Raw genomic sequence first — 23,834 nt, 5'->3', positions numbered from 1 at the left:
GCAAATGGTTGAAAAAATTTTAAGTGTTAAAAATTTAGACGTTAGTGTACCCAATAAAACATTGATTAAATCATTGTCTTTTGAGGTGTTCACTGGTGAAATATTATGTATCACTGGGGATAATGGCGTCGGGAAAACCACTTTGCTAAATACTTTGCTGGGGGAATCAAAACAAGTTAAAAAGATATCGAAACACGTTGATTTTAGTGTTTCATTTGATGCCATTCAAGTTATTCCACAATTTAGAGAGATTGATGATGCTTATCCGCTGAGTGTTGAAAATTTTATGACACTGAACTTGACACATCGCTTAAGTCCTTGGTTGTCACGTTCTGAAAAAGCATTACGTGCCCAAGTGGCTGAATGGACGAATTTAAACCAAATTTTGAAACAACCAATGGGCAAAACATCTGGTGGTGAGAAACAACGTGCGTACCTTGCTCAGGCTTTGATGGCAGAACCTCAGTTATTGATTTTGGATGAAAGCACTTCTAATTTAGACCGTGATTCACGAATTGAGTTGTTACGTTTAATTAAAGAAATAAGCGTCAGTGCAGATATAGGAGTGGTTTTTATCACGCATGATCCAGAGCTTGTTGCCATGTTTGCTGACGTTGAACTGCATATTCAAAACCACAAGGGTGTCATCAGAAAAGCAGAATTAGAGAAAGGAATTGCCAATGTTTGAATATGCTTTCATGCAATATGCTTTTATTGCTAGTTTCTTTATCAGTCTGATTTGTGCGGTGATGGGCGTGTTTGTCGTTGCCCGTAAAACTGCTTTTTATACACATACTTTATCCGAGATTAGTTTTTCAGGGGCGAGCTTTGCTATCTTTGCCGGGCTTTCACCAATAACTGGTATGCTAATTTTTACGATGACAAGTTCAGTTTTTGTTTCCTTAGCGGGGCGAAAAATCAGTCAGCGTGAATCTTCGGTTAGTGTTTTTTCGGCAATTTTTATAGGGCTAGGTGTTTTATTTCTATCATTGTCTGATAAACAATCAAGCTATGCGACGAGCATTCTATTTGGCAGTATTGTTGGTATTAGTCGTGACAATCTAACTGAGTTGTTAATATTAATTGCGATTATAGGTGTTATTTCAGTTTTGCTATTTCGCAAGTTGAAATACATTACTTTCGATCCAGCTGGGTCTGGCTATAATTCAAAATATGCGGTTTGGATTTCCCTCATTTTTTTGATGTTAGTTGCCTGTACGGTCAGTGTCACGGCGCAAATTGTTGGCTCTCTGTTAATCTTTTCGTTGTTAACAATTCCAGCTTCATCGGCTAAATTTTTAACCACTTCAGTGCATAGTATGATTGGGTTATCCCTTATTTTTGCACTGTTTGGTACATGGATGGGACTGTATTTAAGTTACATCACAAATTGGCCAGTAAGTTTCTTTATCACCGTCATTGAGGGTGTGATTTATGGTGTCAGTTTGATGATTGCCAAGATATCTTGAAAAATAGAAACTTGATATTAAATGACGTTACGAGAGTAACGTTTTTTGTTGATTAAGGCAGTTGAAAAAAGCAAGATATCATGGAATAATAGCAATTAGTAATGAAAAAATGTTAACTCAAAACGTTTAAGGGGATGTCATGGGTAAAATTAGAATCAAAATTAAAGATAATCTTGCAACGGAACAAGCGGATCAATTTCGAAAATTTATTACATCACCTGCCATTATTCAACTATCAATTGGTGTTATCGTCGGTGGTAGCTTAACAGATTTGATTAAGAGTATCATTAGTCTTGCTTCAAATATCTTTTACTTTTGTTCAGTTATATTGGTGTCCAAGCAACATACCGCCGATATCTACTTAGTCCTGAATCCATTGCGGGCAGTTTTTGAAAACGTTTTGACATTATGTGCGATTGCTGCCTGTGTATTTTTCTTTGTTAAATTAGTGAACAAATTCTTAGTGAAGGAAGCGTCAGAAGCCTTTGGTTACAATGCGCAATTGGAAGAAACGAAGCAATTACGCAAAGCACAAGAGGCGACGAATGAGTTGTTACGCCAATCGTTGCACATGCAATCTGAAATGTTAAAAAATCAGCAAAAAGAGCAGGAAAAAAATTAATATCAGACTATCCTTTGTGTTAAATAGGGAAAAATTAAAAAAACAGTTATAAAACAGCAATATTTCATATATAATAGATTCATATATATTAATTGGGGGATTTCATGGATTTATTAACATCACTAAAAAAGCGCCCGTTGTATCGGTACTTTGTTCTTTTTGTCATCATTTTGTTGATTGCTTGTTTGAAACAGTTTATGACATTACTCTTGTTGACGATAATTTTTGCTTATTTAGCAATGAACGCTGGAAAACGCGTTTCTCATTTTCTAAAGTTATCACGATCTTTGTCAATAGCACTGGTTTATGTTGTCTTTATTGGGGTGATAGCGTTTGCTATTGATCGAGGCGCTAACACAGTGATTCATCAATTTGATAGTATGGTCAAGTTGGCAACTAATCTTAACTGGCATTCGAATTCGTTTTTAGAAACGATATATAAGAATTTTCATCAATATATTGCTTCAGTAAATACTAGTCAGTTGATTTCACAAGGTTTGACACAGCTCAATCAAGTTGGTCATGTCCTGTATGAATTGATTTTAGCCTTACTATTTAGTTTTATTTTTAGTATGACATATCCGCAACTGCGGTTATGGTCAATGAATTTTTTGCACAGTCCTTATAAAAAATTCTTTGGTGAGTTTTATATTATTGTTCACCGTTTTATAATCATATTGGGAAAGTTGTTTGAAGTACAATTGATGATCTGTTTGATTAACACAGCCATTATGATGGTTGTGTTGGCATTTTTACAGTTTCCATACTTGTTAGGCTTTACCGTCATGATTTTCATTTTGGGTTTGATACCAGTGTTCGGTGTCATTATTTCTTTGATTCCATTGACTATTACAGCGTTCATTATTGGAGATTGGAATACAGTTATTATTATTTTGGTTGCGATTGCTTGTATTCACTTTTTTGAATCATATTTCTTACATCCACATTTCATGTCACACCGTACACATATGCCGATTTTAGTCATATTGCTGAACTTGATTATTATGGAAAAAATGTTTGGTGTATGGGGACTGGTGATTGGTTTACCAATTCTGACATTCTTGCTTGATTTCTTCAGAATTCAAAAATTTAATAATTAATATAACATAAAAAAGAGTAAATTATTTTACTCTTTTTTTGTGGTTATTAAAATAATTTAAAACGTTTATAGCTAAAACTAACACTTGCCATCAATACCAAGACTATCATGACAGGACTGATGATAATTGGTTGTTTAACCATAGTTCTTGGCAATTCAAGGTGTTGCTTGTGATTATGTTTTGGTGACGTATTGGTTGCTGTTTTGACTGATGATACGGGTTTTAGTGCGTCAATTTTTGCTTGTAGTGATTCAACTTTGGTATTTAACTCATTTTGTGTACCATGGTTTGTAATCAAGGCTTGTATTTCTGCGATTGCATTTTTGATGCTTTGATAGTGGGTTGAATCGTATTGTGTGGCTGTTAATTTGTTGAAGCGGCTTACTTGTTGCTCAAATTGTGTTGTATCTAATATTTCAGTTGTTGGTACTTTGACCAAGTTGCGCAATGCTTGCTCAATTTGTGACGTTAAATTATCTAAATCTGTTTGTGATCCATTGTTAGATATGAGTTCATTTGCTTTTGTTATCAAATCATTGACCTTCTGATAACTGTCTTTTGTGTAGTCTGAAGCCGATAGTGCTTTGAAAGTGGCAACTTGTTTTGTCAGTTGTTCTGTATTGAGATCAAATAATGTTGTATTTGAAGTAGCTAATGCTGGTGTATTGGTTAAAAAAGTAAGGGCATCGGTTAGTTTTTGGCGTTGTGCCGCTATTTTTGTGTCGTCAAAAATTGATTGAATGCCAAGCATTGATGGTGTCACACCATATGGTATGGTGAGCACTTTGTTGAATAGTGCAGTGTAGGTGGTGTCACCATTAATCAGCTTTTGCAAAATAGCATTTCCTTTGTTAAAAGCAGTGAGATAATAGTCTTGGGATTCAAATGACAAGCCTTTAAATTCGCCAGTACTTGTCAAAAACATGCCTAAATAAAATTCAGCAAAGTTTGCGGTGACGTTATCTTTGTCAATAGCACTTTTCCGCCAAAAGTAGGCAAGGCTTCGAAATGGGTCGTTAACAAATTCATTAGCATACATATGCGTTGGTAGTCGATCAAGGCTAAATGACTGATACTCACCAGTTTTGACATTGAATGCCATAGGCAACACTTGATTGTTGGCGATTAATTTTTTATAAAAATCTGCCATAGAAAGTGAACTGTAATCTGCAATTACTTCCACGTTGATGGTATCAAACCCTAAATTGTACTGTTGTTTGATAAATTCGTATGTGGTTGAGCCATGATGACCATCAGTTGCGTACAAAGTGCCACCCGGGCCTTTGATAACTGGTACTTTTGCTGTACTGTCGTTGGTTAATTGCGCATCTGGAATAACTGATTGAATACTATTAGTTTTATAGGTCGTTTTGTCTGTCTGGGAAACACCATTCAATGAGTAAAGGCCATTGGTATAACCATTATCATCATTAAAATCATTGTAATAATTTTTAGTTAAGGCACCATTTTCAACGTAAGTTGATATTTTCGAAGCAATTTGGGCTTTACCAACTGCCGCTTGAATGGGGTGAATGGTAGAAATTGGCACATTATATTCAGTTTTATTGTCTGCGCTTACATTGGCGACACCAACAAAAATGGCTGCCACTAATCCAGCAACAGTTGCTGAAATTTTGGAAAAACGTGTTGTGATCATAATCTTCATCTGAAATATTTATTATTAAGATAATGGTAAACCACTGAATTAAAAGCACTGCAAAGAATAGGTAAAGATGTTGTATGTGAAAAAGAAAAAAATTCAAAAATGGTCTAGTAACAGGATTGTATTATTTAAAATGATAACTTTTGTAATTTTGTATTGTATTTTTTAGTGTGCAAGAGTAAGATATTATTTAGGTTATGGAAGCGCTTACATTTAACCCTGTAAAAAATGATATGATGTCGAAACATGATTTCATTGTGTTCATGAAAGTTAGGAGAAAGAGAATGAATTATCTCATTTTGGTGAGTCATGGTCGATTTTCGGAGGGCTTGAAAGATGCTCTTAGTATGTTTATTGGCGATGAAATAAAAACGGTGAAGGCAGTGGGGATGCATTCTGGTGAAGACACGGCAAAATTTGAAGAGCGGTTTAAAGCACTTTTATCAGAATTGGAGCCTGACGCAAATTTGATCGTACTTGGCGATATTATTGGCGGGAGTCCTTTAACAACTGCAATCAACATTATTCACCAAAGTGGTCAATTGTCAAAGACAACGATTCTTGGCGGCATGAATTTCCCGATGGCGTTAAATGCAGCCATCTTAAAAGACAGCCTTGATCCAGATAATTTGACACAAGCTGTCTTGACTGAAGCTACCACAGCTGTAAAAAAATTTGAGTTATCAGCAGATGATGACGATGATGAAATTTGAAAGGAAGAACAATTATGAGTATTTCATTTGTAAGAATTGATGACCGCATTATTCATGGTCAAACAGTGACACGTTGGGCTAAAGAATATCCTTGTGATGGTTTGATTGCCGTTAACGACGCTGCAGCAAATAACCCAGTCTTGAAGGATGCCTTCAAAAGTGCCTCTGAAAAGAAGACGTTTGTTTGGACATTGGCACATTTTAAGGAAAAAGCACAGCAAGTGCTTGACTCAGACCGCCGATATTTCTTGATTACAAAAACACCTCAAGATATGAAAACAATTTTCGGTAGATTATGGTTTTGTGCCAAGTAGTGTCGATAAGGTGATTGTCGGGCCAGCCAACGATAGACCTGACGCCGTTAAACTAGGAAATAATCAGTCGATTACACCCGCTGAAGCTAAGGCACTTGATGCCATTCAGACACAGGGTTACCAAGTCAAATTCCAGCTTTTGCCCGATGTGTCAATCGGTTACTGGAACGATTTCAAAGGGAAATTCAATTTGTAAACTAACATCAAAGGAGTTAGGAATATGACAATTAGTTGGATACAAGCAAGTATTCTGGGCATTTTCGCTAGTTTATCGTCAATGCCTGGTATGGCTGGCTCAACTATCGGAAACTATACATTAGGTCGTCCTTTAGTAGGTGGTTTAGTCTGTGGACTTGTGTTAGGTGACTTGAAAACTGGTATCGCCGCAGGTGTGGCAATGCAATTAGTATATATCGCTTTGGTGACACCGGGTGGTACGGTGTCTGCTGATTTGCGAGCGGTCTCGTATATTGGTATTCCACTGGCAATGGTGGCAATTCACTCGCAAGGTTTGGCGGCTACTTCGACAAACGCGGCTGATTTAGCCAAGTCGATGGGTACATTGGTTGGAACTGTTGGAACTGTTGGAACTGTTTTGTTCTACGGTACAGCAACAATGAACTTGGTTTGGCAGCATATTGGTTGGCGAGCAGTTGAAAAGGGTGATTTCAAAAAGCTTTATGCGGTGGATTGGGGTTATCCTTGGATTTCTCACTTTATCTTTTCATTCATTCCAACACTATTGATGACACATTTTGGATCAAGTGCCGTTACTGCGCTTAAAACAGCACTACCAATGGACGGCATTCCAATGAAAACGTTATTCACTGTTGGTGCACTACTACCTTGTGTGGGAATTGCAATCTTGTTAAAGCAAATTGTTGATAGCCCACTTGATTTTATTCCGTTCTTTGTTGGCTTTACTTTTGCTGCTTCATTGCATTTGAATTTAGTCTCAGTCACAGTTGTTTCGTTGATTTTCGCAATGATTTTCTACAAGTTGGACATGGCTATCAGTACTAATCGACAAGCGGTTCCGTCAGGGACAACATCGACCATCGATGATGATGAGGAAGACGAGGATATTTAAAATGGATAACACAGAAAAAAAGACAATTTCTCGTAAGACATTAAATAAGTCATTCCATCACTGGTTTTACGGTCATCTCACAGTGTTTTCACAAGAGCATATGCAAACCTTTGGTTATTTGACTTCAATGTTACCAATTGTTGAAGAATTGTACGATAACAAAGAAGATCAAGAAAAAGCGATGAAGACCTATACAGCGTTCTTCAATACAGAACCACAGTTGGGTACAGTGATTGTTGGTGTGACAGCAAGTTTGGAAGAAGCACGTGCAAACCATGGTAATGTGGATGATACAACAATTAACGGACTTCGTGCCGGATTAATGGGACCAATTGCTGGTATTGGTGATTCTTTGGTGGTCGGCACACTGATTCCAGTTATTCTAGGTATTGCTTTGGGTATGTCTGATGGTGGATCGCCATTGGGTGCCATCTTCTATATTATTGTATGGAACTTGCTAGGATACTTTGGTATGCGTTTTGCCTACTTTAAAGGATATGAACTAGGTGATAAAGCTGTTGGTATTTTAGTTGGTGCGCAAGGAAAAGCTATTCGACGTGCAATCGCTACTGTTGGTGGCATGGTCGTTGGTGGTGTTGCCGCAACTTGGGTTACGGTCAAAACGTCATTTAAATTAACAAATTCATCTGGCAAGGCCTACCTTGTCCTTCAGGATAAGTTGGACTCTGTTTATCCCGGTTTGTTGACGGCGCTGTTTATTGTGGCGTGCTGGTGGTTAATGGCTAAAAAGAATATCTCACCCATCAAGGTGATGTTGATTTTGGTAGTCGTTGCTTTGATTGGTGTACTCCTTGGATTCTTCAACCCAGGACTAAGCTATTAATAAAAGAAAGGCGTTTCATGAAGATGAGCACACAAGATTATAATGAAAACTATCAAAAAGAAGTGTCTTATCAAAAGACAATGCTCAATAATCTATCACGCTGGCAGTCATTTTTCTCAATGCTAGTTGGGATAAGCATTTTGATGATGTACTTCTTTGTCAAGCATAACTGGTGGTTGTTTGGCACTGGTGTTGTTCTTGGTATTTTGAATGTTGTGGCAGTCTTCACAGTTGGTTACGCTATCTACCGCGGCAAACAAAATTTGGCCAAGGTCATACAGTATTACGGCCATCAAAAGTAAGAAATGAAAATGGTTGTCCTTGTGATGGGACAACTATTTTTTGTTGTAGAGATTAAATAACTGTGGAAAATGCGATTTTTTAAATTGTTTTCAAATAACCTCAAAAAGAAGTCAATGTTAAAGAAACTAATATTACATTTCTTTTATATTAATATTGGTGGTATACTTTACTTTGTTTGAAAATGAGAAAGTTGAGGGGATAGAATGGAAACTATTTTAGGAGCTGCAGTATTACTGTTTTTGCTAACTTTTGTCGTGTTTTTAGTTTTGGCAATTGTGCAACGTAAACAACATTTAAAAAAGTGGTTACTGTTTTCTTTTGGATCATTGATTTTAGTTATTATTTTTGCACTCATTCCTAGTGATACAAAAACTAAAGATAACACTTCTGAAAAAAGCAGCGCGACAAAATCTAGTCAAGCAAAAGATAAAAGCATGGTACTTAACAAACCACTACAATATAAGGGTTCTGTTAATGGCGTTGACCTAAGTATTACCAAAGTGGTTATTAAAAAAACGGATAAAAGAGATACTAATGACTACACGGACGCGGAAGAGAATATTAATAAAAATGAACTTCCCAAAGAATATTATCGCGTCTCGCTTTTTTATACAATAAACAATATGACAAATAGAGAAATTGATACTAGTTCTACAAATGGCGGAGATTATTTAAAAGTAATTGATGGCAATAATATGACCTATTCTAGTTCTGGCACATTTGGTGCTTACGAATTTGACAATTATCTTGGTAAAATAGAGCCACATACCAGCATTAAGTCTTCTATCGAAATTTTGACCAGTAATAAAAATTTTAATTTGCAAAACTTGCGAGTTGTTGTTGATCATACTGGCGTCACGCCTGGAACAGATTCAGATGATTTTGCACCCGGTGGCACAATAACATTTAAATAGACAAATACTAATAGATAAATTAAAACCGATAACTTCAGCAAACTAATGTTTAGAAAGTTATTGGTTTTTTTATGTTTAAATAGCTAAATTATTTTTATTAATTTTTACCGCTTACCAAACGAATTCAACCGGTTGGCAGAATTTGAATCAATGTTGAATCGTACTTTGTTATACTCATTGTTGAGGAGGTTAAGTCATGATATTGAAAACAATTAACTTAACACAAAAATATGGTAATCATATCGCTGTTGATGGCATTAACATGAATATTGAAAAAGGGAGTTTAACAGCTGTCCTAGGGCCAAATGGTGCGGGAAAATCAACTACAATGAGGATGTTGACCGGTATTCGCAAGCCTAGCTCGGGTGACATAATATATGCACCAAATACGACGATAGGTGTTGTTTTTCAAAATAGTGTGCTTGATGATCAGCTGACTGTAAAAGAGAATTTGATGATTCGGGCCAAACAGTATCGAAATGTCGGTTTGAAGCAAGTTGACATTTTGATTCACGATTTGGGATTGACTCAGTTTTCCGGTCAATTATACGGGACACTGTCAGGCGGTCAAAAAAGACGTGTTGATATTGCTCGAGCACTGTTAAATAGTCCAGATATTTTGTTTTTAGATGAACCAACAACTGGTCTTGACATTCAGACAAGACTAGCATTTTGCAATTACTGTATGACTTGCAGCAGAATCGTCAGTTGACAATTGTACTGACAACGCATTATTTGGACGAGGCAGATCATGCTCAACAGGTCTATATTGTTGATCATGGACAAATTATTGCCAGCGGTTCTGCTGATGAGATCAAGCAGCGCTATGCCAGCAATCAATTAACATTATTTTGTCCAAATGCAAAACAGTTGAATGAAACATTATCACCAGATATGGTTAGCCAAGTGATGAACGAACATGAGTTACTTATCAAAACTGCCAGTATCACAGAGGCAATTTCGCTAATCACACAACATCAGTCAATTTTGAATATCGTTTAGGTACGATGGATGATGCGTTTGTGACATTAACTGGAAAGGAGATGCGTTAATATGTTGGCTATGGTAAAACGTAACATGATGTTGTATTTTAGAAATCGTAGCGGGGTAATTTTTTCACTTCTTGGTGCACTCATTTCCTTTGTTCTCTATCTAGTCTTTCTAAAAAAAGGGATTTCATCTAATTGGGCGGGCATTAGTCATAAAAATCAATTGTTAGATACTTGGTTAATAAGCGGAACACTTGCCATTACAGGTATTACAACGACTTTAACGGCACTATCACAAATGGTAAAAGATAAAGAACAACATGTGCTGGAAGACTTGTCTTTAACCGATGCTGGCCCATTGTCAATTCATTTTGGCTATTTGATAAGCGCTACTTTTATTGGTTTTATCATGCAATTAGTCATGTTAGTTGTCATGGGGTTATATTTTGTGGTAACTGATAAAATATCGTTTCAAATATCACAAGTTGTGCCGACATTAGGTATAATGGTGTTGAGCGCTATATTGGCAACGTTAGTTAATGCTATATTAGCCAGTCGTTTTCAAACAGTCGATAGTTTTGGAAAACTGGCAACCATTATTGGTACTGCGTCAGGATTTTTAGTTGGTACTTACATTCCAATTGGATCACTACCAACTTTTGCACAAACAATTATGAAAATGACACCGGGTTCTTATATTGCCTCGCTGTATCGCCAAGTGTTGATGAACGATACGATCAAAGATACGTTTCAACAGACTAATGCTATCCGATATTTTAATCGTTTAATGGGCATTCAAATCAAATGGTCATCACTGTTGAGTTTAGTACAGACTTATAGCATTGTCGGTGCACTGATTCTGATTACATTTTTAATTGTTTTGATACCAAGCTTTATTACACAAAAACAAAGACAAAACTTACTTAATTAAACAAACGAGGTTAAGGCAAATATGAAAATTGTCTTTCAAATCAGCACAGAAGTTCCTGATGAGCAGCCAATGGTAATCGTCCGAGCAAAAGAAAATAGCTTAGAAACGCAACGTTTGATGGCTTACATTCGTCAATATCAGTCAGAGACTGCCAATCTTGTGACGGTTAAGGCGGAAGATGAGATAATCGTTTTGAAGGTTGAGACAATTATTTTGCTTGACGTTGTTGATGATGAATTATTAATTTATACAACAGAGCGACTAGTATGTACGAAAGAAAGGTTGGTTCATTTTTGTCAACGCCTTAAAAATCAACACTTCGTTCAAATATCCAAACACGCTGTCATCAATATTAATCATTTACAAAGCCTATCGGAGAGTTTTGCAGGCAATATGACCGCGCACTTAACTCAGGATAATCAATCTGTGGTCAGTCGGCGATATGTAAAAGACTTGATTGCTCGTTTGTCGGTTTGAGGAGATAGAAATGATCAAAGAAATTTTGCGTCACGTGATTCATGGGTTTGGCTATGGGTCGTTCATTTACATGATTTGTATTATCTTTTTTTCTGAACAAACACATGTTGATCCTATCAACACGTTAATTGTACTAGTGATGAGCGGCTTAATTGGTATTTTATCAATGATTTTTGACATTGAACGATTTTCATATCTTGTCGCTCTCATACTACATTTTATAGGTACGCTAATGATAACTTTAGGTGCTGCGTCGTTAACTTTGGGGCTACATGAAGTTTTGTATGAGCCCACCTTTTGGTTGAGTTTTTTGACAATCTATATTGCGGTTTGGATAATTATCAAAATCAATTTGCATTTGAAAGTTGAACGCGTTAATGAATCCATTGCTAAATTTCATAAACGTTCAGATTAATCATTAGAAAGGCGCCAAATATTGGCGTTTTGTTGTGTGCTTTGCAGTTAAAATCAAATTTCTTTACGTAAAAGTGTGAAAGCATTATACTCGTTGTATTACATAAATCATAATTGTGTTGGTATAACAATCAATAATTGCTTTATTAACATCGTGAACTGAACAATGAAAGGGGGGAGTGACATGTCTCTAAATTCTACTGAGCGTTTCAATACAAGTAAGGAACTCAAGGAAAATCTCAAAATGAGCCATTTAGCAATTGAGGATGTGGCAGCCGCGTTAAACACTTCTGTTTCAAAAATCAATCAGATATTAGAATTGGATCACGTTGCACCTGAAGATCCTTGGATTTTGAAAGAGTATTTGTCGGAACAATTATTTCAACAAGGACTAACGGGTTATCCATATTCAAAATTAGTGGGTGATTTTCGTAATTATTGGTTTTTGAGTACCAGAAAAATTTACAAGCGACAACTGTCAAAATAATTTAAATGTGAGGGGTATTTTTGTGACTAAGACAAGTGTGATGTGGTTTAGAAGAGATTTAAGATTAGCAGATAATACAGCTTTGTCAGCTGCTGTTGCCAATAGTGATCATCTTGCTTTAGTGTTTATTATTGACCCGAACCAAATCGTAGCGAATGGCAGTGTCAATCAAAGTGCTTTTTTTGCCAGTGTGTCTCATTTTAAATCAGTTTTAAAAGAAAAAAAAATCAGCTTGCATATTTTCTCAGGAAATGTCACCACTGTGTTTACAGCATTAAAAAAAGAGCTGCCGGAGTGGCAAGATTTGTATTTTGATTTTGATGAACGGGGTTATGGTAGAAAACGAGATCAAGCAATTGCAAAATATTGTCGTGATGAGTTGCAGGTAACGCCGCATCCTTTTTTAGATTTTACATTGCACAGTGCGTTCGATATTAAAAAACAAGATGGTACTGGATATAAGGTGTTCACACCATACTTTAAGCAATGGATACAACGACCTAAAAAATCACCAAATTATGATCTAAGGCATTCGGAAATTGTCAAAAAGCAACTGGTGCTGCCAAACAATGACGCAACAGCTGAGCTTAAAAAGCTAATCCGTCCATGTGACAGTTATGCTTACGAAAATCAAATTGGAGAGTCGGTTGCCAAACAAGTTTTGATCGACTTTGTGTCACATAAACTCGCTGACTATGATAAAAATCGTGATATACCCAGCCTTGATGCCACCAGCCATTTATCACGATATTTAAGGACCGGTGAAATTTCAATTCGGACAATTTATGGTGCTGTCAGGCAGGAACCGGAAAGTGACGGTCGTACGACCTTCATCAAAGAGCTGTGTTGGCGTGATTACTACAATATGATTTATGCTATGTATCCAGATCAGCAAGAAAAGGCAATCAAAACATCATTTCAAAACGTTGTTTGGCAAAATAATGAGGATCATTTTAAAGCATGGCGGACAGGGCGCACTGGTTTTCCAATTGTCGATGCTGCCATGCGTCAGCTAAATGAAACGGGTTGGATGCACAACCGTTTGAGAATGGTTGTTGCTTCTTTTTTAACCAAAGATCTATTAATTGATTGGCGGTGGGGTGAGAAGTATTTTCGAGAAAAATTAGTTGATTATGATCCAGCAAGTAATATTGGTGGTTGGCAGTGGGCTGCGTCGACAGGTACAGATAGTGTGCCATATTTTAGAGTATTTAATCCGACAATACAGTCAGAAAAATTTGATCCTAATGGCACGTTTATCACGCAATATGTTCCGGAATTGAAATCTATCAAAAGCAAAAAAATACATCAGCCTAATCAGTTAACTGATGCGGAACAAAAAGCTTATGGTGTGAAATTAAATGATGATTACCCTCAGCCAATTGTGGATCATAAAGCTGCGCGATTAAGAGCAATCGCGGTGTATGAGCAAAGTAAGGATAATTTTTAAAAGGGTTTTGTGAAAAGAATCCAATAACTTGGCTTGTATGACACATTTTCGCCTTTAGCTGATGAATCAATTGCATATCATTAAAATTTATTACTGTTTTAATGAATACGTGTGTTATAATTTTTTATGTAAGATATCTGGGGTGCCTTGAGCTGAGATCATACCCATTGAACCTGAAGCAGTTAAGACTGACGCAGGAAGATATTATATTAGCCACATCAATATCATGATGTTGTATTTTACGATGCTTTTTGGCGACCCCAGCTCAATTTCAGTGAGCTGGGGTTTTTAGATATTTTATAAAAAAGAATGGAGAATATCATGAAATTTAGCGAATTAGCACACGAAAAGTCAGCTTCACTTTGGCTGTCAAGCAAGAATCACCCCTTTATTAAGGGCATTGAAGATGGGACGTTACCTTTGTCTGCCTTTAAGGCATATTTGATACAGGATAATTACTATGTCAAAAATTATTTAGCAATTTATGATAAAATTTTGGCGACAAGTCAGGATTCACAAGTTATTGATGCTTTAAAATCAGGCATTCAGGCAATTACAGCTTATGATGTTGACCAGCAAAATGGGATATATCAAGGTCTTAATATGACTGATGACGAGATTCAACAGGCTGAAATTTTACCAACAACTTATCACTATACTTGCCACATGCACCATGCCCCTGGTTATATCTAGAAATTTTCCAAGAAATGTTAGCAAGAAAGGATTACTTAAAAGGCAAGCAACAAATTTATATTGATTTTGTTAATTCGTACGCTGATGAGACATTTCAAGGTTACGTTCACGAGATGATTCAATTATTAGATGACTTAGTGACTAAACATCAAGATGAACTTGATATGGATTTGTTGTTGCAACAATTTATGTATAGTAGTGCAGAAGAATTACGTTTCTGGCAAATGACATTATTGCCAGAAAAATGGGACAGCTTCACTACTGCGCAATCCAAATAAAGCGAAATTTGACCCAGATTTTTTTGTGATCACCGAATATCATTATTTTCATAATTAATACGTCGTAGTGCTATAATGAAAAGTGATTTGTTGCACAAAATTTTGATTAAGGGGTTACATCATGAATAAGAATTATATTGCGCGAATGCGGGAGAAAGTTGGTCATGAGGGCATGATTTTTGTTTCTGCGTTTGGAGTTTTATAGAATGACACTCACGATGCTATTTTGTTAGAAAAACGTTGGGATTCAGACGCTGGCTGGGGATTTCCTGGGGGGTATCTTGAATATGGCGATTCTCCAATGCAAGCGGTTGTACGGGAATTTAAAGAAGAAACGAATATTGACGTTAGCGTAACCAGAGTATTGGGTATCGCCACAAATGTGACGGACAAAAATTCTTGGGGTGATGCACAAGAGACTATTGGTATTGGTTTTGAAGTTGAACAGGCTGGGGGATTTTTGCAAAAAGATGGTACAGAGACATTGGATTTGCAATTTGTACCTATTCATCCGGAACCAAAAATGTTTGTGCCGCAAGCGCAACAAACTCTGCATCGGATTATCACTGAAAATGAAGTTAGTGATCGACCATGGTTACGTGAAAATGGTGATTAATCTGTTTATTTGATATGCAATAATAAAAGGAGTGGCGATGAAATATCGGTCCGTTTTGATTTTTCCAGACTTTAATTCAGTTGATCAAGCAACCATTCAGTCGATTCGACAAAAAAATGATAGCTTATATACACATATTCGACCTCATGTATCGCTTGTGTTTCCTTTCAAAAGTAATGCCTCGGATACGAGTATTTGTGATGCGGTGCAATCTGTTGTGAAACGTCTTGAGTTGTTCACTCTAACACTGAATTGTGTTGGAGGCGACACGGATAACGGCTACGTTTGGTTATCCGTTGCGCAAGGCGCAGACATAATCAAAATGATACACGACAAGCTTTATGAACTGGATAATTTTGAGCCTTTTTACCGTCGTGATATACCGTATCAACCACACGTTACAATAGGACAATCCTTACAACCCAGTGAAGCGCGTCAACTCGTTGAGACACTAAATGAATTACAATGGCATATAACAGCTAAGATCAAATATGTTGCTATTGAAAATATTCTTGCTAATGATGACTCTGAAATTTTGGCTTCATTTGAATTGGTGTGAATGTTTTTAGGATTTTACAAACAGTCAATTATAGTGATTGACTGTTTTTTTGTGCGTTGTGCACAAAAAACTAGTTATAATATAGATGTTTTTCAAAAATGTTTAAAAGACCGTATGCTATTATATTTAGTATCAAATTAAAAAAGTTATATTCAAATGAAAAAGTGCTAATTTAAAAAGAGAATTATCTTAATAACGCTTTGATGAGAGAATAACAGAGAGATAAGAAATATATATGGTAAAACGGAATACAATCATTTTTGGCACCATCGGCGCTATTGTGGTCATTGCGGCAGGAACGCGAGTTGCCGGTGTGTGGGGAACCAGTGGTAGTTCAAGCGATGCAACGATCAAAACCTATATTAGCACTGATCTAACAACACAGGATTTGTCAAAAATGACCGATACTTATGCGTTTGAGATTGCTGGAAATACACAAGAGGGCTTGTTAAGTAAAAGTGCAAGTGGTAAACCGGTTGCAGGTCTTGCAAAAAGCTGGACCACATCAAAAGATGGTTTGACATGGACATTCCATTTACGTAAAAACTTGAAATGGTCGAATGGTACAAAATTGACTGCAAAAGATTTCGTTTATGCTTGGCGTCGGACGGTTAATCCTAAAACTGCCTCACAGTATGCTTATATTTATTCTGGCATTAAAAATGCGGATGCAATCAGTGCCGGAACAGATAAAGATGTCAATTCACTGGGAATCGTTGCAAAAAACGCTTCAACAGTCGTTGTGACATTAGATTCGCCACAGCCGCAATTTGCTAGTCTCATGTCATTCCCTAGTTTTTACCCACAAAATGAGGCATTTAATACGAAAGCAGGCTAGAAACTTGGTACTAAATCAAGTGAACAAATTTATTCTGGACCATATAAATTTGTTGGCTGGAATGGTACGAACACGTCGTTTAAGTTAATTCCGAATAAAAATTATTACAACGCCAAAAGCGTCAAAAACGCTGGTGTGAATTATAGTGTCATCAAAAATCCTGCAACAGCTGTTCAGGAATACAAACGTGGTAGCTTAGATTTGGCTGTTTTGAGTACGACTGAATTACAAACGGCTAATAGTAAGCGTAAAGACTACAAAGCTGTTCCATTGGCAGCAACATCATATTTTGAGTACAATCAGACGGGTAAAGTTAAAGGCTTGAACAATCAGAAAATTCGTCAAGCGTTGAATTTAGCAACAAATCGTTCCGAAATCTTGAGCTCAATTTATAACAGTGTTGGTAAAGTACCCACAGGTATGACACCCGCCGGACTATCAAAAACGGCTAGTGGTAAGGATTTCGCATCAACAGCCAAACAGGATTACAGCTACGATCTTGAAAAAGCTAAGCAGTTATTTGCAGAAGGTATGAAAGAGGAAGGATTAACCAAACTAAATCTGACATTGGAACTGACTGCAGATGTGCCACAAACTAAGCTTGTCGGAGACTTTATGAAAGATTCATGGCAGAAATTATCCGGTTTGACGATTTCAGAAAAATTTGTGCCATTCAAGCAGAGATTAAATGATCAAACTGACCAAAACTTCGATATTATCTATGTCAATTGGTATGGTGATTACGCTGAACCGACAACCTTCTTGAATTTGTTCACAACGTCATCACCAAATAACGATGGTAAGTGGTCAAATGCCAGTTATGATGCCGCTATCAAAAAGGCACTATCGACCGATGCACAAAAGGGAAGTGCACGCGATAAGGATGAGCAATTAGGCGAGAAAATTTTGTTCCAAGATTCAGCTGTCAACCCAGTTATTTGGGGTCAACAAGTACAATTATCTAATCCAAAAGTGTCAGGTATTCAATACTTCACAACGGGTGCCGGCACAATTTATAAGAATGCTGTCAAACATGATAAGTGAACCAATTGAGACTTCGGCCCAAGCTTATATTGTATTTTCAATCACTGATGACAAAGTCATTGCCAGTAAGAATGACAATCTAAAATGGCCAACTGCCTCTTTAGCAAAACTAATTATTATTTATCAAACGATGTCAGCGATTCAACAAGGTAAGCTCGATTATCATTCAGTTCTACCAGTCACAGCAAATGTTGCTGCAGTGGGTTCTAACCCTGATTTGGCAGATATTCCAATGACTGTACCACAGGGTTATGAGGTCATTGATTTACTTAACATGACCTTGCTGATATCTGAAAATCAGCCAGCGCTTCAATTGATGCTGACCTTATTTGGTTCTTTGTCAAATTGGCGTCATCAAACACAATTATTATTGGCGGCGATGAAAATTGATGGCGACATTAGTAATCCAACTGGTCTAGATGATGAGGATCTTGCTGATTTTTTCATTAGTCAGCACGTTAGCGACAAAAAAGTCACAAAAATGTCTGCCAACGCGTTGTTATTATTGACAAAGAAGCTTATTTTGAATTTTCCTGATATCTTATCATTAGCGCAACAAGCGCAAATGGTAATTGAAAATAAAATTTGGTTAAATCGTAATCCAAAAATTGCTAATCCCTCACATGATATGACTTGGGCAGGGTTGAAAACTGGTTTTACTGACCGTGCGAAACAGAACCTTATTGCAGTTATTACACATCAGCATAAACGATATATTGTGGTGCTTTTAGGCTTTGATGGGGCTAATCATTTTGCCAAGTTTGATGAAGCTGAAAGGCTCATAAGGGAGGCAACAACGAATGAATTTTCCAAATAGCGGTGCTTTAGACAATCCTAATTTGCTTGTTGTTAATCAGCAACATCCTATTCAAGAAGAACTAGCGTTTGAACGGTTCTTAATTGGGAAAGAAACGATTAATACTAGTATTGTAGATAGTTTATCTAGTTTGTTTTCCGAAGCAGAGAAAAATGGGTTTCGTTTTACATTAGTCTCTGGTTATCGCTCGATTGCGTATCAAAAAAGCCTATTTGATCAATCTGTCCAGCGTCACCGCAATGCCGGTTATTCACTTGAACAGGCACAAAACATGACGTTAGCTTATTCACAACTGCCTGGTTCAAGTGAACATCATACTGGTTTAGCTGTTGACATAATAGACACAGCGTTTTTAAATGACAGACAGGATTTGTATGATGATGTTGATCAGCTTATTTCACAACAGTGGCTGATAAATCACGCTGTTGACTATGGTTTCATTTTGCGATACCCCAAGGCAAAAGTAAACTGGACGGGTATTAATTATGAACCGTGGCACTTTAGATTTGTTGGTCAAGAAAATGCCGCTTACATGACAAAAAATGGGTTATCACTAGAGGAGTATATCGAACGCTTAACAACTAATTCAAAATCACATTTGTGGTTTCGGACTCAGTATAATGATCAGCGATGAAATGGAGTAGAGGTTTAAGATGAGCGAATCTTCTTGGCAAAAAATGGTGCCAAACTATTACGAGCAATGGCTAAAAGATCTCAAAACGTTAGTTAAAATTCCATCAGTGAAAAGCACACAAACAAGTGACAAAACTCATCCGTATGGTGTTGCAGTCAAACAAGCACTGAATCAAATGCTGAGTTTTGCTGCACGTGATGGTTTGCGCTTTGGATGTGTTGCGGATCGTGTTGGGTATATTGAATATGGTCCAGAGGCAGCGTCAGAAACCGTTGGTATTCTTGTTCATGTCGATGTTGTTCCGGTGGGAGATGGCTGGACGTCATCACCATTTGAACCAGAACAACAGGGACATTTTCTGACTGGTCGTGGTGTTGATGATATGAAGGCCTCGACAATGCTGAGTTACTACGCCATCAAACTGATTGCTGATCAACAGCTTGCTGTTAAAAATAAAATAAGATTAATCATTGGCACCGATGAAGAGAATGATTGGTCAGATATGCCTTATTATTTCCAAAAAGAGGGGGTGCCTGACATCGGTTTTTCCCCTGATGGTGAATTTATTGTGGAAAATGCTGAAGCAGGTATTGCCAACTTTATGGTGTCATTTTCAGATACAAAACAAGGTCAAGATAATGTAACATTATTAAAATTTGACGCCGGAGTTGCTGGCAACGTCGTACCCGGCTTGGCTGTTGCTACAATAACTGGAATTGATGAGCCTATTGTAACCGAAAAACTGGACTATTTTTTGAAGCGAAATGCTGATGTTGGCCTGAAAGCTACTGTCCAAACGCTAAGTAATGGCCTTGAAATTAAAATGATAGGGAAACAAGCGCATGGCTCAACACCTGATGCTGGTTTAAATGCTGGGACTTATTTGGCTAATTTTCTGACGCAATTTGACTTTACTGGTGAAGCCGCTGCTTTTTTACAAATTTTAGGTCGTACAGCACATTTAGATTATTTCGGCAAAAAAATGGGTTTGGCCTTTAATCAAGCTGAAATGGGACCGTTGGTCGTGAATTATGGATTACAGAAATTTGTCAGTGGCGGGGATGGTTACTTTAGTATCAATATCAGATATCCAATTGGTATTACTGAAAAACAAATGCTTGCCATTATTCAACGAAGTGTCAAAGCCTTGCATAGTAGCGTGACAGTCAAAAAGGATGAATTGTTACCACATTTGACGCCTAAAAATGATGCTGTGATTGCAACTTTGTTGGCAAGTTATGAAACAGTGATGGGTCAGCCAACAGTGCTGCATTATTCAACTGGTGCGTCTTACGGTAGATTAATTAAGCGTGGTGCTGCTTTTGGCACACGATTTGCGTGGCAAACAACAACGGCTCATCAAGCAAATGAAAAATATGATTTAGAAAATTATCCAAAAGCAATGGCTATTTTAGTGGAAAGTATCTACCGATTGGGAAATATAAAATGATTATTGTTAGCGACATTAAATTAAAAAAATACACTGTTAAGTTAAAACGGCCATTTGTGACTAATTTGCATCGGCAGGATAATGCAGGAGGTATCGTGATTGCAGTGTCAGCGAAAACGGAGACCGGCATTATTTTTACAGGTTATGGTGAAGCGGTGCCATCACTGAAAGTAACTGGCGATACTTTGACAAGTATTGTGGCGGTCATCAATGACATTGTAAAACCAGCCATTGTTAATCAAACTTTTCAAACACCGGCAGAAGTTGATGAATTTGTTCATGGTTTAATTGTGTTTAATTCTGCAGCACGTGTGGCAGTCAGTGAAGCCGTCTATGACATTTTTGCTCGTATTGCAGACTTACCGATTGCTGAGTATTTAGGTGGCACGAGTCAACCGGTAGTGACCGATTACACATTGAGTATTAGCCAAAAAAATCAGATGTTACAAGACGCTGATGGTATTGTCAGCCGAGGTTTCTCAGCTTTAAAAATTAAGGTTGGTGGCGATACTATTGTGAATGAAATTGATAAAATTGCACAATTAAATCATCGATATCAAAAAATACATTTTCGAATTGATGCGAATCAGGCTTGGACAGTTGCACAAACAATGCAGTTTATTGAAATGGCACTTACTAAAGAATTGCCAATTGATTTTATTGAGCAGCCATTGAAAGTCGGCTTTGAACACCAGCTTAAAGCGCTAGTTGTCAAGTCTAAGATACCGATCATGCTGGATGAAAGTGTCTTTAATCATCACCAAGCGTTTCAATATATGCACGAAACCGCTGTCCGTTTGATTAATGTTAAGCTGGAAAAAGCAGGCAGTATTACTGAAGCGCAAAAGATATTCCAAACTGTTAATGATTTTAACGGACAAGCTATGATTGGTTGTATGATTGAATCAAAAATCAGTATTGCATTTGCTGTCGCTTTAGCTAACACAAATAAAACTGTCAAATACGTTGACTTAGACGCACCGTTTATGTTTGACTATGACCTTGTTTCTGATGGCTTGCGGCTTGATCAAACGCAATTGATACCTTCAAATCGGTCAGGACTGGGTATTGCGCAGAGGAGTTTTGATGTCATTTAAGATACAAAAAATTGAACAATTGCTGTCGGATTTTGAAGGTCAGACTGCAATTGTTTTGTCACTTGATGGCAGTGTTTTGTTGTCGTTGCGGCCAAATTTATCTTTTCCATCAGCCAGTATAATAAAGTTACTGATTTCAGATTATATTATGACTGAAAAGCCAGAAGTCTTAGCCAACAAAGTGTCGCTAATTAATTCAGATTTTGGGTTGGCTGAGGATGATATTTGGTGGACGAAACGAAAGCTAACGCATTTTGGAGCAGGTATTTTAGACGTATTGTCGGGCAATAATCAGACTGTCACGGTGGCGAAATTGCAAGCGCTAATGTTGACGATTTCAGATAATTGGGCAGCAAATGCGTTGATACGTTATTTTGGTATGGCAGAAATCAATCACTTTGCGAGCTCACGTTATACAAACACTCACTTGCGTCGCCAATTCATGGCACAAACCAAGTTAGATAACGAAACAACGGCCGCTGATAGTTTATCAATGTTAAAAAATGTTCTGGAACATTCGGTTACCAACTATTTATTGACGCGTCAGCAATCGCAATATAAGTTGCCGGGGACGTTTATTGAAAACACATCAGCGCCATTTCAAGAATTCACCATTTTCAATAAGACCGGTGAAGGGGCGACAGTTAATCATGATATTATGAGTATTGTATTTGATGATCACCAATTAGATGTTGCGCTGTTAACAAAAACAAGCGCCAGTCACAGATTTCAGCGACTGGCGTTGTTTAACAATATAAGTCATGTTTTGTGGGAAGAAATGATTTTGTTTTAGAAAAAATAACTTGTGGACTCACAAGTTATTTTTTTGCGACCAAAATACTTCACTTTATTATGGCCAAATCATCTGATTAGCCCACAAGTTTTCAATAACTTTGATAAATTCCTCGGGTGTTTCTGGATTCTCGCTTGTAATCCAAGTGCAGATTAAAGCGAATAGTTCGTTTTTGAAGAAGACTGCTTGTCGCTCTGAAATATATGATAGTCCAGGAACATGTTCGGATTGCTGTTCAATACGATAAATTGTGAAGTCCCGACTCTGCAGTCCTAATTTTAGCTGGTGAAAGAAATAGGCAGCTGTATGGCCGCAGTATATAAACAACTGACGTAGTTCGTTTTGAAAATCAAACAGAACGCGTAATTGGTTGAGCATTTGAGAATGTGAATAAATGTTGGGATCATACCATTTCTCTGGACCAATCTGATAAGCTAAGTGGACTCTCTCAAGTAATTCCTTTTGAAATTCTTCAAAAAAGGCATCAGGTGTTGCATCAGGCTGGATATATTTTTTAATGGTGGCGCGATTCAGATCAGTCATGTTTGCTATATCAGTATTTTTAATTTTGTTAATTGGGGTATCACGTGACAAGGTAATGATTGCTAAAAAAATTTTTCGTTTTGTCTGCATAACTTTTAAATTACGATTCATGATTCATTTCCTTTGAAATTAAATGTATTAATAAAAAACGTTACTATACTCAAGTCAACAATATCAAGTATTTGTGAATAATTGTCTATCAATCTATTGAAGAATTGATGACCGAAAATAAATATTATGGGTAGATAATAGTGAGCGTAGTAATAGATAGAGAGGGAGAGAATTTATGAAATTAAATTATGACAATCAGGAAAATAGTAAAAGATTCAAGATGTACAAGGCAGGAAAACTATGGCTCGTTTCGGGTGCTTCAATAATCAGCTTGTTTGGTGGTTCAATTCTGATGAACCACTCAGTAGCTTCTGCTGATGATACTAATGTTTCAACTGCTAATAAAATAGTGGATAGTAGTTCTGCTAAAAATACTACAAAAGAGGAATCATCTAACGATATTGTAGCCACATCTGCTGCGGAAGAATCAGAAAATAATCAAACCAATGAATCTGGAAAGAAAACAGATGATGTTGCAGACAATCTGACTAAAACAACTGATAATAAGGTAGATTGTAAAATTAAACCGAACACTTGAATAAAAAAGCCGCAGCGCCTTTAATGGTAATTGTCTAAAACAA

Annotated in this window: 23 protein-coding genes, 5 pseudogenes and 1 riboswitch; of the genes and pseudogenes, 26 read left to right on the top strand and 2 right to left on the bottom strand. The window is 37.0% G+C overall.

The features are described 5' to 3' along the window. Positions 1-4 precede the first annotated feature (4 nt). The 4 genes from IEU71_RS04485 to IEU71_RS04470 all read left to right on the top strand — a co-directional run bounded on the left by IEU71_RS04485 (position 5) and on the right by IEU71_RS04470 (position 3,191). Positions 5-688, top strand: coding sequence for an ATP-binding cassette domain-containing protein (locus IEU71_RS04485; protein ID WP_004914048.1), 684 nt, complete (start codon positions 5-7; stop codon positions 686-688). Next, the gene (locus IEU71_RS04480; protein ID WP_004914049.1) at positions 681-1,469 is read left to right on the top strand and encodes a metal ABC transporter permease; all 789 of its coding nucleotides are present in this window, start codon (positions 681-683) and stop codon (positions 1,467-1,469) included. The genes IEU71_RS04485 and IEU71_RS04480 overlap by 8 nt, the downstream gene beginning before the upstream one ends. 139 nt (positions 1,470-1,608) lie before the next feature. After that, positions 1,609-2,091, top strand: a complete 483-nt coding sequence (locus tag IEU71_RS04475) for an MscL family protein (RefSeq protein ID WP_004914050.1) — start codon at positions 1,609-1,611, stop codon at positions 2,089-2,091. 104 nt (positions 2,092-2,195) lie between these two features. After that, on the top strand, positions 2,196-3,191 hold the full coding sequence (locus tag IEU71_RS04470) for an AI-2E family transporter (RefSeq protein WP_004914052.1): 996 nt from the start codon (positions 2,196-2,198) through the stop codon (positions 3,189-3,191). Positions 3,192-3,237: 46 nt separating this feature from the next. Here the strand turns inward: IEU71_RS04470 and IEU71_RS04465 are convergent, their stop codons facing one another. Next, positions 3,238-4,848, bottom strand: coding sequence for a ParB/Srx family N-terminal domain-containing protein (locus tag IEU71_RS04465; protein WP_004914057.1), 1,611 nt, complete (start codon positions 4,846-4,848; stop codon positions 3,238-3,240). A gap of 290 nt (positions 4,849-5,138) precedes the next feature. Between IEU71_RS04465 and IEU71_RS04460 the strand changes: the two genes are divergently transcribed. The 21 genes and pseudogenes from IEU71_RS04460 to IEU71_RS04355 all read left to right on the top strand — a co-directional run bounded on the left by IEU71_RS04460 (position 5,139) and on the right by IEU71_RS04355 (position 22,599). Next, positions 5,139-5,567 (top strand): PTS sugar transporter subunit IIA, encoded by a 429-nt coding sequence (locus IEU71_RS04460; RefSeq protein WP_004914059.1) that lies wholly within the window; start codon positions 5,139-5,141, stop codon positions 5,565-5,567. A gap of 14 nt (positions 5,568-5,581) precedes the next feature. Beyond that, a pseudogene (locus IEU71_RS04455) lies at positions 5,582-6,077 on the top strand (PTS sugar transporter subunit IIB). A gap of 24 nt (positions 6,078-6,101) precedes the next feature. Further along, on the top strand, positions 6,102-6,971 hold the full coding sequence (locus IEU71_RS04450) for a PTS mannose/fructose/sorbose/N-acetylgalactosamine transporter subunit IIC (RefSeq protein WP_004914065.1): 870 nt from the start codon (positions 6,102-6,104) through the stop codon (positions 6,969-6,971). 1 nt (position 6,972) lies between these two features. Beyond that, positions 6,973-7,815 (top strand): PTS system mannose/fructose/sorbose family transporter subunit IID, encoded by an 843-nt coding sequence (locus IEU71_RS04445; protein WP_004914067.1) that lies wholly within the window; start codon positions 6,973-6,975, stop codon positions 7,813-7,815. Positions 7,816-7,832: 17 nt separating this feature from the next. Then, the gene (locus IEU71_RS04440) at positions 7,833-8,117 is read left to right on the top strand and encodes a hypothetical protein (protein ID WP_036067004.1); all 285 of its coding nucleotides are present in this window, start codon (positions 7,833-7,835) and stop codon (positions 8,115-8,117) included. 204 nt (positions 8,118-8,321) lie between these two features. After that, positions 8,322-9,032, top strand: a complete 711-nt coding sequence (locus tag IEU71_RS04435; RefSeq protein WP_004914076.1) for a hypothetical protein — start codon at positions 8,322-8,324, stop codon at positions 9,030-9,032. Positions 9,033-9,228: 196 nt separating this feature from the next. Then, positions 9,229-10,084 (top strand): annotated as a pseudogene (locus tag IEU71_RS04430) (ABC transporter ATP-binding protein). Position 10,085: 1 nt separating this feature from the next. Next, positions 10,086-10,952, top strand: coding sequence for an ABC transporter permease (locus tag IEU71_RS04425; protein ID WP_004914081.1), 867 nt, complete (start codon positions 10,086-10,088; stop codon positions 10,950-10,952). 21 nt (positions 10,953-10,973) lie between these two features. Continuing rightward, positions 10,974-11,429: a LytTR family DNA-binding domain-containing protein gene (locus IEU71_RS04420; protein WP_004914083.1), complete on the top strand. Its 456-nt coding sequence runs from the start codon at positions 10,974-10,976 to the stop codon at positions 11,427-11,429. A gap of 10 nt (positions 11,430-11,439) precedes the next feature. Beyond that, positions 11,440-11,844, top strand: a complete 405-nt coding sequence (locus IEU71_RS04415) for a DUF3021 family protein (protein WP_004914095.1) — start codon at positions 11,440-11,442, stop codon at positions 11,842-11,844. Between the two features lie 183 nt (positions 11,845-12,027). Next, a complete protein-coding gene (locus tag IEU71_RS04410; protein WP_036067007.1) occupies positions 12,028-12,330 on the top strand; it encodes a DUF2316 family protein in 303 nt (100 codons plus the stop codon). Between the two features lie 22 nt (positions 12,331-12,352). Continuing rightward, the gene (locus tag IEU71_RS04405; RefSeq protein WP_080519711.1) at positions 12,353-13,780 is read left to right on the top strand and encodes a cryptochrome/photolyase family protein; all 1,428 of its coding nucleotides are present in this window, start codon (positions 12,353-12,355) and stop codon (positions 13,778-13,780) included. Positions 13,781-13,908: 128 nt separating this feature from the next. Further along, positions 13,909-13,997, top strand: a riboswitch (TPP riboswitch). A 92-nt stretch (positions 13,998-14,089) separates the two neighbouring features. Further along, positions 14,090-14,751: pseudogene (locus IEU71_RS10175) on the top strand (thiaminase II/PqqC family protein). A gap of 121 nt (positions 14,752-14,872) precedes the next feature. Continuing rightward, positions 14,873-15,367: pseudogene (locus IEU71_RS04390) on the top strand (NUDIX domain-containing protein). A 37-nt stretch (positions 15,368-15,404) separates the two neighbouring features. Continuing rightward, positions 15,405-15,926, top strand: a complete 522-nt coding sequence (locus IEU71_RS04385; protein WP_004914114.1) for a 2'-5' RNA ligase family protein — start codon at positions 15,405-15,407, stop codon at positions 15,924-15,926. 235 nt (positions 15,927-16,161) lie between these two features. After that, positions 16,162-17,808: pseudogene (locus tag IEU71_RS04380) on the top strand (peptide ABC transporter substrate-binding protein). Next, entirely contained in the window at positions 17,798-18,625 is an 828-nt protein-coding gene (locus tag IEU71_RS04375) for a serine hydrolase (protein ID WP_004914126.1), read from the top strand. The pseudogene IEU71_RS04380 and the gene IEU71_RS04375 overlap by 11 nt, the downstream one beginning before the upstream one ends. Further along, positions 18,609-19,259 (top strand): M15 family metallopeptidase, encoded by a 651-nt coding sequence (locus IEU71_RS04370; RefSeq protein ID WP_004914128.1) that lies wholly within the window; start codon positions 18,609-18,611, stop codon positions 19,257-19,259. The genes IEU71_RS04375 and IEU71_RS04370 overlap by 17 nt, the downstream gene beginning before the upstream one ends. 19 nt (positions 19,260-19,278) lie before the next feature. Further along, on the top strand, positions 19,279-20,709 hold the full coding sequence (locus IEU71_RS04365) for a Sapep family Mn(2+)-dependent dipeptidase (RefSeq protein WP_004914135.1): 1,431 nt from the start codon (positions 19,279-19,281) through the stop codon (positions 20,707-20,709). Then, the gene (locus IEU71_RS04360; RefSeq protein ID WP_004914138.1) at positions 20,706-21,806 is read left to right on the top strand and encodes a dipeptide epimerase; all 1,101 of its coding nucleotides are present in this window, start codon (positions 20,706-20,708) and stop codon (positions 21,804-21,806) included. Before IEU71_RS04365 ends, IEU71_RS04360 begins: the two co-directional genes overlap by 4 nt. Continuing rightward, positions 21,796-22,599 (top strand): serine hydrolase, encoded by an 804-nt coding sequence (locus tag IEU71_RS04355; protein ID WP_004914140.1) that lies wholly within the window; start codon positions 21,796-21,798, stop codon positions 22,597-22,599. Before IEU71_RS04360 ends, IEU71_RS04355 begins: the two co-directional genes overlap by 11 nt. Before the next feature lie 57 nt (positions 22,600-22,656). On the opposite strand, the gene IEU71_RS04350 is transcribed toward IEU71_RS04355, so the two are convergent. Then, entirely contained in the window at positions 22,657-23,253 is a 597-nt protein-coding gene (locus tag IEU71_RS04350) for a hypothetical protein (RefSeq protein ID WP_004914143.1), read from the bottom strand. 175 nt (positions 23,254-23,428) lie between these two features. Between IEU71_RS04350 and IEU71_RS04345 the strand changes: the two genes are divergently transcribed. Beyond that, positions 23,429-23,791, top strand: a complete 363-nt coding sequence (locus IEU71_RS04345; RefSeq protein ID WP_004914147.1) for a KxYKxGKxW signal peptide domain-containing protein — start codon at positions 23,429-23,431, stop codon at positions 23,789-23,791. Positions 23,792-23,834: the final 43 nt, after the last annotated feature.

Origin of the sequence: Leuconostoc falkenbergense, from assembly GCF_014634805.1 — a bacterium.
Taxonomy (GTDB): Bacteria; Bacillota; Bacilli; order Lactobacillales; family Lactobacillaceae; genus Leuconostoc; species Leuconostoc falkenbergense.
This window is presented reverse-complemented; position numbering and strand designations above follow the sequence as displayed.